Below are 13,905 nucleotides of genomic sequence, written 5' to 3' on the forward strand. Positions count from 1 at the left end.
TATGGCCGGAAGGTGTCCTGGTTTCCGTCGTTGGGTGGCTCTTCCCCTGGCTGGTGCACCTACAGGGTTGGTTTTCAGGACACCTTTACCTCAGCAGCACCCTATATGGCCGGAAGGTGTCCTGGTTTCCGTCGGAACGCCTCCGAAACAAGCCCCAACCTCGTCGACTCCCGGCCGATTTTTGGAAGCGTGGAACCAAATGCTGGCCGCGGCAGTCAAAGAAAGGTATGGGTCGTGATTTCAATGTGGTCACTACGGCGCAGTTGTTGCGGCAGGGGTGGACGGAGTCGAAGATTCGGCATTCGCTGCGGAAGCAGAGGCTGTTTCGGGTGTTCAGAGGCGTATACGCGGATGTGCCGGTGACGCCGCTGGTCATTGCGTTTGCGTGTGTGCTGGTGCGCCCGGACATTGTGTTTGAAGGCAGGACGGCGATCGAGCTTTACCGAGGTCAGGAGGTCACGCTTCCGCTTCGGGCCAGGGTGAGGAGTGGGAATCTGCGTAAAGGGATTGCTCATGTGGCACGCTTGCGCCGTACAAGGCTGAAGGCTTATGACCTGATAGAGGGCCTGCCGGTGGTGTTGCCGGTCGATGCTGCGCAGGGTGCGCCCGAGCTGGATGGCACGTGTATGCGGTTGTTGGACGATTCCTATGCCGGAAAGACTGGCCCGGAGCGGCTGGCAAAGGATCTGAAGGAGATGGGGCGTGCGGCGAAGGCGCAGGTCAAGCGCTTTTGTGAGAAGGAGGCGGTGATTGGCGCGGACAGTGTGTTTGAGCGCCGGTTTGTGCGTTCTTTGCGCAAGGCCGGCCTGAATCCTGTGCCGCAGTGCATGGTCGCAGGGTATCGGTGGGATGTCGGCTTCCCTAAGGCAAGGGTCGTGATTGACCTCGATTCGGAGAAATTCCACCTTGATCCCGGGGTGAAGCCGTTCATTGAAGATCGCTGGAAAACCAATGAGGCGCAGGCCTCTGGCTGGATTGCCTTGCGGATTACTGATCAGTGCTTACCTATCCATGAGGCCACATTCATTGACGCGATCAAGCGCATTTTGGACCACAGGAGCCGGTATCCACGGCGCCGCCTGCCTGAGCTCAGCCCGAATCCTGTGTGGCGTTGGCATGTGATGCTCCAGGATTTTGCGCCCGTTCACTTTTGATGTGCCCACACCCGCACCGGTATCATCGAGTGAATGGATTGGTTGGACCGTGCTCGCGCGTTGATGGGGGAGCGCAAGGAGGATTTGCCCCCGCTGCCGACGCCTGACCGCGAAGGGCGCGGCGATGGGGTCCATTACTTTGAGTACGGCCTTTCCACTGATTCCCCTGCGACCGTGGTCTTCGTGCACGGTTTCACGCTGGCGGCCTCGGCATGGTTTATGCAGGTAGAGGCTGTCGCTCCGCATGCTCGATGCCTGGCCGTGGATTTGCGCGGCCACGGTGAGACGGGTCGCTGGCCGGTCCCGGAGTGCACGATCACTGGCGCCGCCGACGACGTCCTCACCGCTCTCACTCACGCAGGCGTCGATGGGCCCTTGGTGTTCGTGGGGCATTCGTTGGGCGGCATGGTCGTGATGAACTTGCTGCGCCGCTACCCTGATCTGCGGGCGCGGGTGCAGAGTGTGGTCCTGGTGTCTACGGCGGTGGATTCGATCGCGAGCCAGGGGATTCCGCAGGTCCTCGCGTTGCCGATCGTGGAGAAGATCCGCGACGCCGCCGAAGCCTCACCGAAGGACGCCGCCCGCTTTCGCAAACGCATTTCCCGTCTGGTTGCGCCCACGCTCGCGACCACCGTCTTCCAGACGCCGCTGCCCTCCAGCGTGATCAATTTCCACGCGCAGCTCATCCATTCCACGCCGCTGGACACCTACGTTGGCTTCCTCGACGAGCTCCAGTCCCACAACGAGGTGGAAGGCGCGAAGGCCCTCCGCGGCATAAAAGGCGTGGTCATGGTAGGTACGCGCGATGCCGTCACCGAGCCCGAGCAATCCGAGCGCATCGCCGAGCTCTGGGGCTGCGGCCTCCAATTCGCCCGCGACGCCGGCCACATGCTCATCTTCGAACAACCCGCGCTCGTCAACAAAGCGATCCTGAGCGCGCTTCGCTAGCGCCGGTTTTCAGGACACTTTCGCCCCCGCAGCGCCGCTGTTTTGTCAAAGGTGTCCTGGTTTCCGTCTTTGGAGCCGCTTCCGACGCGGGCAGCGCCGGTTTTCAGGACACTTTCGCCCCCGCGGCGCCGCTGTTTTGTCAAAGGTGTCCTGGTTTCCGTCCTTGGGCACCAAAAAAGGGGGAGCGCCGCAGCGCTCCCCCCGAGACTTCCCTAAGGGGCCCTAAGGCCCTTAGGCCTTGGTTGGGTCGGTGAGGTTGAACTTCTCGGCGGCCTCGGCGGCCACTGAGCGGTCAAGCTTGCCGGCGCGGGCCAGGCCGTTGAGGGCTGCTACTACTACCGATTCGGCGTCGATGTTGAAGTAGCGGCGGGCGGCTGCTCGGGTGTCGGAGAAGCCGAAGCCGTCGGCGCCAAGGGTGGTGTAATCGCCGGGGACGAAACGTCGGATTTGCTCTTGGAGGTCGGTGGCAAAGTCGGAGACTGCGATGTATGGGCCTTCGGCCTTCTTGAGCTGCTTGGTGGCAAACGCTTCTTGCTGCTCCTTGCCGGGGTTGCGCAGGTGCTCCTTTTCCAACTTTGCGCCTTCGCGGGCGAGCTCAACCCAGGAGGTGACGGAGAAGATGTTTGCGGCTACGCCGTACTCCTCGGCCAGGATCTCCTTGGCGCGCAGTGCTTGCTGCATGCCGATGCCGGAGGCGAGGAGGGAAACCTGGAGGTCGCCCTCGGCCTTCTCGTAGAGGTAGATGCCCTTGTGGAGGCCTTCTACGTCGAGGTTTTCTGGCTCTGCAGGCTGGTGCACTGGCTCGTTGTAGATGGTGAGGTAGTAGATCACGTTCTCACCGCGGCCCTCGCCGTACATGCGGTCGATGCCCTCTGGGATGAGGTGTGCGATTTCGTATGCGAAGGCGGGGTCGTAGGACACGATGGCGGGGTTGGTGGAGGCCAGGATTTGGGAGTGGCCGTCCATGTGCTGGAGGCCTTCGCCGGTGAGGGTGGTGCGGCCTGCGGTTGCGCCGAGGATGAAGCCGCGTGCCATTTGGTCGCCGGCTGCCCAGAAGGAGTCGCCGGTGCGCTGGAAGCCGAACATCGAGTAGAAGATGTACAGCGGGATCATCGGCACGCCGTGGGTGGCGTAGGAGGTACCTGCGGCAATGAAGGCGGCGGTGGAGCCGGCCTCGTTGATGCCTTCGTGCATGATTTGGCCGTCGGCCGCCTCGCGGTAGGAAAGCATGAGATCGTGGTCCACTGGCACGTAGTTCTGACCGTGTGGGTTGTAGATCTTCAGGGTGGGGAACCAGGAGTCCATGCCGAAGGTGCGTGCTTCATCGGGGATGATTGGCACGAAGTGCTTGGCCAGTTCCTTGTCACGCATCAGTTCCTTGAATGCGCGGACAACAGCCATGGTGCTCGCCACTTCTTGCTTGCCGGAGCCCTTGCGGAGGCTGCGCAGCGCGTCTGGGGTTGGGCTGTTCAGTGGCTTGTACTGCTCGCGGCGGGACGGCAGGAAGCCGCCGAGCTCCTCGCGGCGCTTGAGCAGGTATTTGATTTCTGGGGAGTCTTCGCCTGGGTGGTAGTACGGCGGCAGGTAGGGATCCTTCTCCAGCTCTTCGTCGGTGATTGGCACGCCCTGCTTGTCGCGGAAATGCTTGAGGTCATCCAGGGTGAGCTTTTTCATTTGGTGGGTGGCGTTGCGGCCCTCAAAGTTGTGGCCAAGGCCGTAGCCCTTGATGGTGTGGGCGAGGATGACGGTTGGACGGTCCTTGATTTCCAAGGCGCGCTTGTAGGCTGCGTAGATCTTGCGGTAGTCGTGGCCGCCGCGTGGCAGGCGCCAGATCTCTTCGTCGGTCCAGTCCTCCACGAGCTTCGCGGTGCGTGGGTCGCGGTTGAAGAAGTGCTCGCGGACGTACTTGCCGTCGTTGGCCTTGAAGGTTTGGAAGTCGCCGTCTGGGGTGGTGTTCATGAGTTCCACCAGGGCGCCGTCTTTGTCTGCTTCAAAGAGTTGGTCCCATTCGCGACCCCAGACAACCTTGATCACAGACCAGCCTGCGCCACGGAAGAAGGACTCGAGCTCCTGGATGATTTTGGTGTTGCCGCGCACGGGGCCGTCGAGACGCTGCAGATTGCAGTTGATCACGAAGGTGAGGTTGTCCAGGTTGTTCAGCGCAGCCATCTGGATGAGGCCGCGGGACTCTGGTTCGTCCATTTCGCCGTCGCCAAGGAAGGCCCAGACGTGCTGGTCAGAGGTGTCCTTGATGCCGCGGTTGTGGAGGTAGCGGTTGAATCGTGCCTGGTAGATGGCGTCCATGGGGCCGAGGCCCATGGAGACAGTTGGGAACTCCCAGAAGTCTGGTTTGCCGTGTGGGTGCGGGTAGGAGGGCAGGCCGCCTTGTGGGCGGGATACTTCCTGGCGGAATCCGTCGAGGTCGTCCTCGGTGAGGCGGCCTTCCATGAAGGCGCGGGCGTACATGCCTGGTGAGGCGTGTCCCTGGAAGAACACTTGGTCGCCGCCACCTGGGTGGTCCTTGCCGCGGAAGAAGTGGTTGAAGCCCACTTCGTAAAGTGGGGCGGCGCCGGCGTAGGTGGAGATGTGGCCGCCTACGCCGATGCCTGGGCGCTGGGCGCGGTGGACCATGATGGCGGCGTTCCAGCGGATCCAACGTCGGTAGCGCTTCTCAATTTCTTCGTCACCTGGGAACTCTGGCTCCATGGTGGTGGGGATGGTGTTGACGTAGTCAGTGGAGGTCATCGGCGGCAGGGGCACGCGTTTTGCGGAGGCGCGCTCGAGGAGGCGCAGCATGATGAAACGTGCGCGTTCCGGGCTGGAGTCTTCCAGCATGCCGTCGAGGGACTCCATCCACTCGCGGGTTTCCTCTGGGTCAGAGTCGTTGAGATAAGACGCCACGCCGTCGCGGATCATCGCGAAGTTGGTGTCTCCGGTGCGCTTTCCAAAGTTGGGATCAGCCATTCCACACCTCCAAATAGTGGTTATCTGCCCGCAGGGGTGCTGAGGGCACAGTTTCGGTATCAGTTTACGCGCGCTTGAGTGGTTTCGGTGATTCCTCCCCGAATGCATGGTTTGGGGTGCAGATTGCATGGACAAGTTGGGTTGATTCCAATATTCTTCGTTGGTGATGAACGCACAACGTAACAAGGAGAAAAGTTCGGTGGAGGACCTCGCGCATCGCTTGGGTGTGCGGGAAGGTCTGCTCGTCCAGGAAGTTGGTTGGGACGAGGATGCAGATAGCTCCATCAGTGAGGCCATCGAGGACATCATCGGCTCCGAATTGCTGGATGAGGACACTGACGAGGCCTGCGACATTGTCCTGCTGTGGTGGCGCGAGGACGACGGTGACCTGGTGGACGGTCTCGTAGATGCTGTCCGTCCGCTCGCGGATGCTGGTCGAATTTGGTTGCTGACCCCTGGTGCCGGCAGGTCAGGCGCATTGGAGCCTGGCGAGATCGCGGAGTCTGCGCAGCTCGCTGGTTTGGTGCAGACCCGCGCCGAGCGTCTTGGTAATTGGCAGGGTTCCTGCCTGGTGCAGCGCTCCGGCAAGTAGTGCACAAAAACGCCCTGAACTTTCGTTTTGTGTTTCGTCTCGGTGGCGTGTTATCTTTTCTTCAGCAGTCACGCTTGCGTGGTGCTGATGCGCGCCTTTAGCTCAGCTGGGAGAGCAGCTGGTTTACACCCAGCAGGTCGGCGGTTCGAGCCCGTCAGGGCGCACAATGTGTAGCAGAAAAGCGGTCAAACCCACAGGTTTAATCCTGGGTTTGGCCGCTGATCGCGTTTTGGGCGACCCCCTCACCCCCTGGCACCCCGTGGCCCTCTACGGAGCCTACGCCGCCTGGCTGGAGCGCAAGCTGTACGCAGACACGAAGCTGCGCGGTGCTGTGTACGTCGTTGCTGCTGTGGCTCCGCCTGTGGCCGCTGCGTGCTGGGCCGCGCGCAAGGCTCCGAATGTGGCGCTGGCTGTGAGTGTGGCGGCGGCGCTCGGCGGGACCACGCTGGAGCGCACGGGGATGAAGATGGCGGCGGCGTTGGAGTCTGCGAGGGAGCAGGAGGCGCGGGAGTTGGTGCCGTGGCTATGTTCGCGCGACCCGGCGCTGTTGGACGCCGAGGGGATGGCCAGGGCTACCGTGGAATCGCTTGCGGAGAACACTTCCGACGCCGCCATCGCCCCCATCATCTGGGCGTTCGCCGGCGCGCCCGGCGTGGTGCTGCATCGCTGCGTGAATACGCTGGATGCGATGGTCGGCTACCGTAGTGAGCGCTACCAGAACTTCGGCTTCGCAGCCGCAAAACTCGACGACGCCCTCGCCTTCATCCCCGCCCGCGCCACCGCCCTCACGCACCTCGGGATCGCCACCAGCCTCGGCCGCGGCAAGCAGGCACTCCGCGCATGGCGCCACGACGCCCCCTGCCACCCCAGCCCCAACGCAGGCCCCGTGGAAGCTACGGCGGCCGCGGCCCTCGGTGTCCAGCTCGGCGGGCGCACCGAGTACTCCTATGGGGTTGAAATGCGCCCCGTCATGGGTGCTGGTAAAAGCCCCACGATTTCCGACGTGCGCAAGGCCGTGCGTCTCAGCCGCGCAGTGCAGCTCACCGTTGGTGCGGCAGTGGCTGGCGGGATGTGGATGCGAGCCAAACGGGCCTAGAAGTTATCCCTGCGGATTTCGCGGTTGCGCAGCTTATCGCTCCTGGATTTGCCGTAGCGGCTGCGGGTGGTTTGCTGTGTGACCCGCTGGGCGTCTGCTTGGGTGGGGGCTGGGGTGCTGGCGGCGTCGGAAAGCGAAAGCTCCTCCTGCTCCTCCCGCACGCGGCGGCGTTCGCGCAGCTCAGCGTAGATGAAGTAGCCCATGCCGAGCGGTGCCATGATGCCGAAGGCGATCCACTGGAATCCGTAGGAGAGGTGGTTGCCGCGGTCGAGTTTGGGGATCGGGATGGGGTTGAGGGCGCCGGGTTGGCCCTCGGCGAGCAGGAGGTAGTCCTGGCCGAGTTCGCTGCCTGTGAGCTGGGCGATTTGCTCGGTGTTGATGCCGTATACCTGGGTGTAGCCGTCGGCTTCCATGGGGGGCGTTTGCGGCAACACTTCGTTTTTGCGGGCGTGCGCCACGATGGAGACCTCGCCCCCAGGTGCCGGCGCGATCTGGGGCGCACTGCCGGCTTCATCTGGCTCGAAACCGCGGTTGACCAGCATGACTTCCCCCGAATTGAGCTCGAAGGGTACCAAGGACTGATACGCCGGCGTGGACTCCACCGGCCGCAGGCGCAGCAACGTTTCTTGGTCGCTCAGGTAGCGGCCCGTGATTTGGACGCGCATCCACTCGTTGTCGCCTTGGATGGCGCCGGTGGTGGTGAAGATTTCCGCAAAGGCCGCTGGGTCTACCTCGAAGGCGCGTTCCACGTGGTCATTGCGCTCAACGATCTGCCGATCCTTGCCGAGTTGCCACGGCGAAAGCACCGTGAACGCCAAGTAAGAAAACGCCACGACCAGCAAAATGGTGAACACCCAGCCGGGTTTGAGGAAGACCTTCAGATTCTCCATGACCGCTTAGACTCCCTAGACCCCTAGGCCTCTTGGAGGCGCTGCTCGATCCACGCCAACAATGCCGGCATGGCCGCCTCGATCTCTTTGCGTACCTGCCGGAAGCCCTCCGGGGGACCGTAGTAGGGATCCTCCACGTCTTGGCCAACGGCGTTGGGATCAAACGACTTCAACAAGCGCACCTTCTGCGGCTCAAACCCCGAACGCAGCAGTTCACGCTGGTGCCCCTGATCCATTGCGATCACAAGATCTGCCGCCTTGTCAGCCGTGCTCACCTGGGCTGCGCGGTGCCTGGAGCCGTCGTAACCTGCGAAGCGAAGCTCCTCCACAGCCCGGCGATCCGCGCCCTCCCCAACATGCCAACCGCCGAGGCCGCAGGAGCTCACGCGCACCTGGTCCTCCAGCCCGGCGTCCTCGATTTTCGATTGCAGAATCACATCACCCATCGGTGAGCGGCAAATGTTGCCGGTGCACACGAAGACCACATGCAGTTGGGAAGCGCTAGCCGAGCTAGTCACCGAGCTGGTCACGAACAATTCCTTTCAGTTCATCCATGGACTGCGCCAAAGCATACGCCTGTTCCCACTCCTGGGGATAACCGTGGCCCCAGCGCACAAGCACAGTGCGGATGCCGTGGGCAGCAGCGCCGACGACGTCGTGGTGGCGGTCACCAATCATGAGCACCGAGCCAGTGGGGCTGCTGAGTGGATTGAGCTGTTTGAGCTGGCGCAGGACGTGCGTGATGACGTCGCTTTTTGCCTCCCTGCCGACGCTGCGATCCGCACCACCGATGACATCGAACAGGTGCGCCACCCCGAGGTGCTCAAGCATTCGACGTGCGATCACTTCGCCTTTGCTCGTGGCCGTGCACAGTGTTCTCCCTTCGCGTTTCCATTGCTCAAGCGTTTCTTCCCAGCCGGGAAACAGTGCGCAATCGCGCCAGCCGGTGGAATCGTAGCTCGCGCGGAAGGCCTTGCTTGCGGCCGTTATCTGCTCGGCGGTGAAGCCGAGGGCGGCGAAACTCTCCTCGATTGGCGGGCCCGAGACGCGGCGCAGGAATTCCTCATCGGGCAACGGATGCCCTACAGCTTCCATTGACGCCTCGAACGCCGCCCGGATGCCGGGGTAAGAGTCGATGAGCGTGCCATCGACGTCAATCAGAAGGGTGCTCATGGGTTTCAAGCATAGAAGGGGTTGGTTTTCAGGACACGTTTTGGGTTTGGCCGGTGTGGTTTGGGCAAAGGTGTCCTGTTTTCCGTTGTGGTTGGGTGTGGGCGTCGGGGTTTGGGTGGGAAGGGTTGGTTTTCAGGACACGTTTGTTTCCAGCCTGCAACGGTTTCTTCAAAGGTGTCCTGTTTTCCGTTGTGGTTGGGTGTGGGCGTTGGGTTTTGGGCGGGAAGCGTAGGTTTTCAGGACACGTTTGGGGTTTGGCCGGTGTGGTTTGGGCAAAGGTGTCCTGGTTTCCGTTGTGGTTGGGTGTGGGCGTTGGGTTTTGGGCGGGAAGCGTAGGTTTTCAGGACACGTTTTGTGTTTGGCCGGTCTGGTTTCTTCAAAGGTGTCCTGGTTTCCGTCGCAATCAGCCCCAGGCCCCAACCAAACCCCAACCAAGCCCCAAGGCCCCAAGGCCCAAGCCTGAGCCTCCGCCAACCCATGCTTTAGAATCGGCGGCATGAGTTCTCCCGATAGTGTCGCGCGCATGCGGCTACATGGTGACGTCGATGCACGGGGCATGGAGCATGACTTTGCGGTAAACGTTGCGGGGTCGCAGCCGGAGTGGCTGAAGGCCGCGATGGTGGAGGCGCTGGAGGGGATCGCGGCCTATCCGGGGGCTGAGGAGTTGCGGCGGGCGGAGGCGGCGCTGGCCAGGGTACACGGTGTGGCTGCAGAGAACGTTGTGTTGTTGGCGGGGGCGTCGGAGGGCTTTGCGCGGCTGCCGCAGCTCGCCGCTGCTCGGGGGATCGCGGCGGTGGCGGTGGCGCATCCTGGGTTTTCGGAGCCGCAGCATGTGTGTGAGGAAGCCGGCATGGACGTTGAGCTGCTTGTTCTTGATCAACCCTTCGCAAGCCTGCCTACCGGTTTCAACGCAGCGGAGAAAATGGTGGTGATCGGCAACCCCACTAATCCAACCGGGGTGGTCTTTGAGGAGGCGGCGCTCGCAGGCATTGGGGCGAAATTGCTGGTGGTCGATGAGGCTTTCCTGGACATGGTGGATTCAGTCCCTTCGCTGGCCAAGCGAGCCGCGCGCGACCCCAACATTTTGGTCCTGCGCAGCCTCACGAAGACCTGGGGTATCGCGGGTCTGCGGCTTGGGTATGCGATCGGGACGCCGGAGACCCTCGCCGAGCTCATGCGCGGGCGCAGCCATTGGCCGATGGGCACCGTGCAAATAGCGGCGGCCCTGGCAGTGGCGGAGCATGGGGAGGAGGAACTCGTCGGAATCCGCACGCGGGTAGCTGCTGAGCGCCGCGAGCAGCTCGCCCGGCTTCAGGACCTCGGGTTTGCTGAGGCGAGCCCCGGTCATCCGCAGGTACCGTTTATGCTGCTGCGCACCCCGTGGCCTCCTGAGCAGGCGGAACAGGTGCGGCAGCAGTTGCGCGCCCATGGGATCAGTGTGCGTCGCTGTGACACGTTCCCGGGGCTCGGGCGCGAATATTGGCGCCTCGCGGTGCGCTCGAAGGAGCAGGTCAGCGCCCTGATCACAGCAATCACAGTAATCACAGCAATCACAGCAATCACAAACCAACAGTAGGGACCAACATGCCAACAACAACTGTCGAACACATCCGCCGCGCGCTTGAGCAGGCGTACCCGCCGCACCTAGCAGAGAGCTGGGATGCCGTGGGGTTGATTTGCGGGGACCCCGAGGCGCCCGTGCGCAAGGTTGCGTTTGCATTAGATTGCACGCTTGAGGTCGCCGAGGCGGCTGTGGCGTGCGGCGCTGACATGTTAGTGGTGCATCATCCGTTGTTGTTGCGCGGGGTGACGTCGGTAGCTGCAGATACCCCGAAGGGGCGCGTGATCCACACCCTGATACGTGCCGGCGTGGCGCTGTTCGCGGCGCACACGAACGCGGATTCGGCGCGGCCTGGGGTCAACGACCGCCTCGCGGAGCTCGTGGGCATCAGCTCCGGGCGGCCGATCATGCCCAAGCTCGATTCCCTGGAAAAATGGGGCGTGCAGGTGCCAAAGCAGCAGGCAGAGGCGTTGAAGAGGGGGCTTTTCGACGCGGGCGGGGGCAGCATTGGGAACTACAAGGAATGCGCGTTCAGCGTGGAGGGGCGCGGCGAGTTCACCCCTTTGGAGCAAGCGGATCCCACGATCGGGCAGCAGGGGCGCCATGAGGAGGTGGCTGAGGTGCGCGTGGAGTTTGTTGCGGAGCCGAAGCGCCGCAATGCAATTCTCGCTGCACTGCGCGATGCGCACCCTTACGAGGAGCCGGCGTTCGATGTGGTGGCAATGGAGCCCACCGAAGACCTGGACACCGCGTTCGGTCTCGGCCGGGTGGGGGAGTTGCCGCAGCCCATGCGCTTTGCCGACTTTGTGCAGCAGGTCGCCGACGCCTTGCCAGAGACCGCCTGGGGCGTGCGCGCTGCGGGCGACCCTGACGCTATGGTGCATCGCATCGCTGTGTCCTCCGGTTCCGGGGATGGCTTCCTCAGCGCGGCTGCCAAGCTGGGCGTGGATGTGTATGTGACCTCTGACCTGCGCCATCACCCCGTGGACGAGCACCTGCGCGCCGGGGGACCGTTCGTGGTGGACACCGCGCACTGGGCTAGCGAGTTTCCATGGACCAGCCAGGCTTCCGAGGTGGTGGCACAGGCGTGTCCTGAGGTTGAGGTGGAGGTCCTGGGGATTCGCACCGACCCGTGGACTATTTCCGCGCACCCGCGAGTACAGTAGGAACCTAGCGTTTTTGCTTGGAGAAAGGATCACTTTAGCTCATGGCACTCACTCTTGACCCAGCCACCCAGGGGCTCTTGCTCGAGCTTGCGAACTTGACCAGGGCGCAGTCTGTGAACGTAGCCCAAAAGAAGCCACAGCAAGTGGTGTTGCTGGAGCGGCTCCAGGCTAAGCTTGCGCGGGCTGAGCAGGGTGTTTCCAGTGCGCAGATGGCCGTGGATGACATGGAGCTGGAGGTGCTGCGCATCCAGGAGGATGAGCGGAAGTTGCGGCGCCGTTTGTCGGATAGCACCCAACAGTTGCGTGCGGCCACGGACCCGGAGCTGCGCCGGGACTTGCAGCATGACGTTGCTGCGGCGACCTCGCGCATCAATAATCTCACTGGTGAAATGCAGGAGGCCCACAATGAGCTGCACGCCTTGCGCCAGAATGTGGATTTCCATGGGGCAAAGCTCGATGAGGCGCGCCGCGAGGTAGAGGCGGCGCAGCGCGCGGTCGATGCCCTGGGCGCCAATGATGAAGCACAGGAGGACCCCGCGGCGCGTATTGAGGAGCTTCGCGCGGCATTGCCAGTGGAGGCGGTTGCGGCCTTTGACGAGGAGCGCGCAATCAATGGCGTGGGCGTGGCCGAGTTCAATGGGCGTTCCTGCGGCGGTTGCTTCATTGTGTTGCCGCCTGCAGACATCAGCGCCATCAAGCGCACCCCGGCGAACGAGCTGCCCCAATGCCCCGATTGTAGCTCCTACCTGGTCTTTTCACGTTCTTAAGGTGGCGCAATGAAGTTGATGATCCAAGCCGATGGCGGCTCTCGCGGCAACCCGGGGCCGGCGGGTTCGGGCAGCGTGGTCCTCGACGCCACCGGCAAACCGCTGGCCACAGTGAGCTATGTGGTGGGCCGCGCCACCAACAACGTGGCTGAGTACCATGGCCTCCTCCAGGGCCTCATCAAGGCCCGCGAGCTGGGCGGCACAGACATTGTGGTGCGCATGGACTCCAAGCTCGTGGTGGAACAGATGGCAGGCCGCTGGAAGATCAAGCACCCGGACATGAAAGAACTCGCGCTCAAGTGCCAGGAGCTGGTGCGGCAATTCAATAGCGTGGAGTTCGAGTGGGTGCCGCGCGCGAAGAACAAGCTCGCCGACGAACTCGCCAATAAAGCCATGGACGCTCTGCTCAGCGGCGCCCCCGAAGGCGTTCTGGAGAGCAGTGAGAACGGGTCTCCTTCCGACGTCCCCGCCTCCCACTCCACCGCCTCCTCGGAGGAACAACATGAAACGTGCCCAACTACCTGGAATGGGGCAACCGGTGCGCCATTGCGGTTGATCCTTCTGCGCCACGGACAAACCGAAATGAGCGCAAAGCGCCAGTACAGTGGGCGCTCCAATCCGCCGTTGAGTGAGGTAGGGGAGCAGCAGGCGAAGGCGGCGGCGAAGGTGCTGGGCGCGCGCGGTGGCATTAACGCAGTGGTGGCCTCGCCGCTCAAGCGCTGCCAACAGACCGCGCACTACGCCGCTGAGGCCTTAGGATTTGAAGCCCAGGACGTGGAAACGCTCGAGGAACTTATTGAGCTGGACTTTGGCGCCTGGGAAGGGCTGACGTTCCAACAGGCGCATGAGCGCGACCCGGAGCTGCACACGCAATGGTTGCAGGACCCAAAGGTCGCGCCGCCAGGGGGTGAGTCTTTGCAGGCGAGCTTCCGCCGGGTCAAGCGAGGGTTTGAGCAGCTCATGGAACGCCACGCAGGGAAGAACGTGCTGGTGGTAAGCCACGTCACTCCGATCAAGTCCCTGATCCGGATGGGGCTCGGTGCGCCGGCGAGCGTGTACCACAGCTTGCACTTGGACCTCGCCTCAATTTCCATTGTGGAGTTCTACCCTGACGGTCCAACGTGCGTGCGCTGTGTGAATGATACCGCTCACTTGCGGTATTCTTAGAGCTCGGAATGAGCTGGCTGGGTGATCGCGGCTGCCCGTACCTGGTGCTGATGTGCCAGGCGGGGGTCGAGGAAAGTCCGGACTCCACAGAGCAAGGTGGTTGCTAACGGCAACCCGGGGCGACCCGCGGGATAGTGCCACAGAAAGGAAACCGCCTTGGGTTTTCCCAAGGTAAGGGTGAAAGGGTGCGGTAAGAGCGCACCAGCAGGTCAGGTGACTGGCTTGGCTAGGTAAACCCCACCTGGAGCAAGGCAGAAGGGCGTACCACACGGTATGCGTGCACATGCGTTTGAGGGCTGCTCGCCCGAGGCATGAGGGTAGCTGCTTGAGGCCTCCAGCAATGGTGGCCCTAGATGGATGATCGCCGCCGCCTTCGGGAGGCACAGAATCCGGCTTATAGGCCAGCTCATTCCCGCATACCCGCGGG

12 protein-coding genes, 1 tRNA gene and 1 other RNA gene are annotated in these 13,905 nt (G+C 62.8%); 10 read left to right on the forward strand and 4 right to left on the reverse strand.

From position 1 onward, the window contains the following. Nucleotides 1–227: 227 nt before the first annotated feature. Both NQ050_RS03795 and NQ050_RS03800 read left to right on the forward strand, forming a co-directional pair. The gene (locus NQ050_RS03795) at nt 228–1,154 is read left to right on the forward strand and encodes a type IV toxin-antitoxin system AbiEi family antitoxin domain-containing protein (RefSeq protein ID WP_257037956.1); all 927 of its coding nucleotides are present in this window, start codon (nt 228–230) and stop codon (nt 1,152–1,154) included. Nucleotides 1,155–1,187: 33 nt separating this feature from the next. Further along, complete coding sequence (locus NQ050_RS03800) at nt 1,188–2,102, forward strand: alpha/beta fold hydrolase (protein WP_373456422.1); 915 nt, start codon at nt 1,188–1,190, stop codon at nt 2,100–2,102. Between the two features lie 231 nt (nt 2,103–2,333). Here NQ050_RS03800 and aceE read toward each other — a convergent pair whose 3' ends face one another. Further along, nucleotides 2,334–5,066, reverse strand: coding sequence for a pyruvate dehydrogenase (acetyl-transferring), homodimeric type (gene aceE, locus NQ050_RS03805; protein ID WP_257037957.1), 2,733 nt, complete (start codon nt 5,064–5,066; stop codon nt 2,334–2,336). Nucleotides 5,067–5,232: 166 nt separating this feature from the next. On the opposite strand from aceE, the gene NQ050_RS03810 reads away from it, so the two are divergent. The 3 genes from NQ050_RS03810 (at nt 5,233) to NQ050_RS03820 (ending at nt 6,754) form a co-directional block, all read left to right on the forward strand. Next, entirely contained in the window at nt 5,233–5,658 is a 426-nt protein-coding gene (locus tag NQ050_RS03810; RefSeq protein ID WP_257037958.1) for a DUF3052 domain-containing protein, read from the forward strand. A 91-nt stretch (nt 5,659–5,749) separates the two neighbouring features. Beyond that, a tRNA-Val gene (locus NQ050_RS03815) sits at nt 5,750–5,822 on the forward strand. Between the two features lie 47 nt (nt 5,823–5,869). Then, on the forward strand, nt 5,870–6,754 hold the full coding sequence (locus tag NQ050_RS03820; protein WP_257037959.1) for a CobD/CbiB family cobalamin biosynthesis protein: 885 nt from the start codon (nt 5,870–5,872) through the stop codon (nt 6,752–6,754). Here NQ050_RS03820 and NQ050_RS03825 read toward each other — a convergent pair. The 3 genes from NQ050_RS03825 to NQ050_RS03835 are packed head-to-tail and all read right to left on the reverse strand — an operon-like array spanning nt 6,751 to nt 8,817. Further along, a complete protein-coding gene (locus NQ050_RS03825) occupies nt 6,751–7,644 on the reverse strand; it encodes an SURF1 family protein (protein ID WP_257037960.1) in 894 nt (297 codons plus the stop codon). The two genes, NQ050_RS03820 and NQ050_RS03825, sit on opposite strands and share 4 nt — an antisense overlap. 23 nt (nt 7,645–7,667) lie before the next feature. Then, nucleotides 7,668–8,174 carry a low molecular weight protein-tyrosine-phosphatase gene (locus tag NQ050_RS03830; RefSeq protein ID WP_257037961.1) on the reverse strand — a complete coding sequence of 169 codons (507 nt, stop codon included), beginning with the start codon at nt 8,172–8,174 and terminating at the stop codon, nt 7,668–7,670. Then, nucleotides 8,155–8,817: an HAD hydrolase-like protein gene (locus NQ050_RS03835; protein ID WP_257037962.1), complete on the reverse strand. Its 663-nt coding sequence runs from the start codon at nt 8,815–8,817 to the stop codon at nt 8,155–8,157. The genes NQ050_RS03830 and NQ050_RS03835 overlap by 20 nt, the downstream gene beginning before the upstream one ends. Nucleotides 8,818–9,313: 496 nt before the next feature. Here NQ050_RS03835 and NQ050_RS03840 point away from each other — a divergent pair, with 496 nt between their 5' ends. The 5 genes from NQ050_RS03840 (at nt 9,314) to rnpB (ending at nt 13,891) form a co-directional block, all read left to right on the forward strand. Then, the gene (locus tag NQ050_RS03840) at nt 9,314–10,393 is read left to right on the forward strand and encodes an aminotransferase class I/II-fold pyridoxal phosphate-dependent enzyme (protein WP_257037963.1); all 1,080 of its coding nucleotides are present in this window, start codon (nt 9,314–9,316) and stop codon (nt 10,391–10,393) included. Nucleotides 10,394–10,401: 8 nt separating this feature from the next. Continuing rightward, complete coding sequence (locus NQ050_RS03845; protein WP_257037964.1) at nt 10,402–11,544, forward strand: Nif3-like dinuclear metal center hexameric protein; 1,143 nt, start codon at nt 10,402–10,404, stop codon at nt 11,542–11,544. Nucleotides 11,545–11,585: 41 nt separating this feature from the next. After that, complete coding sequence (locus NQ050_RS03850) at nt 11,586–12,311, forward strand: zinc ribbon domain-containing protein (RefSeq protein WP_257037965.1); 726 nt, start codon at nt 11,586–11,588, stop codon at nt 12,309–12,311. 9 nt (nt 12,312–12,320) lie between these two features. Beyond that, complete coding sequence (locus tag NQ050_RS03855) at nt 12,321–13,478, forward strand: bifunctional RNase H/acid phosphatase (RefSeq protein WP_257037966.1); 1,158 nt, start codon at nt 12,321–12,323, stop codon at nt 13,476–13,478. A 9-nt stretch (nt 13,479–13,487) separates the two neighbouring features. Beyond that, nucleotides 13,488–13,891, forward strand: an RNA gene (gene rnpB / locus NQ050_RS03860) — RNase P RNA component class A. The last annotated feature ends 14 nt before the right edge of the window (nt 13,892–13,905 follow it).

It is taken from the genome of Corynebacterium sp. 122RC1 (assembly GCF_024580955.1).
Lineage (GTDB): Bacteria > Actinomycetota > Actinomycetes > Mycobacteriales > Mycobacteriaceae > Corynebacterium > Corynebacterium kozikiae.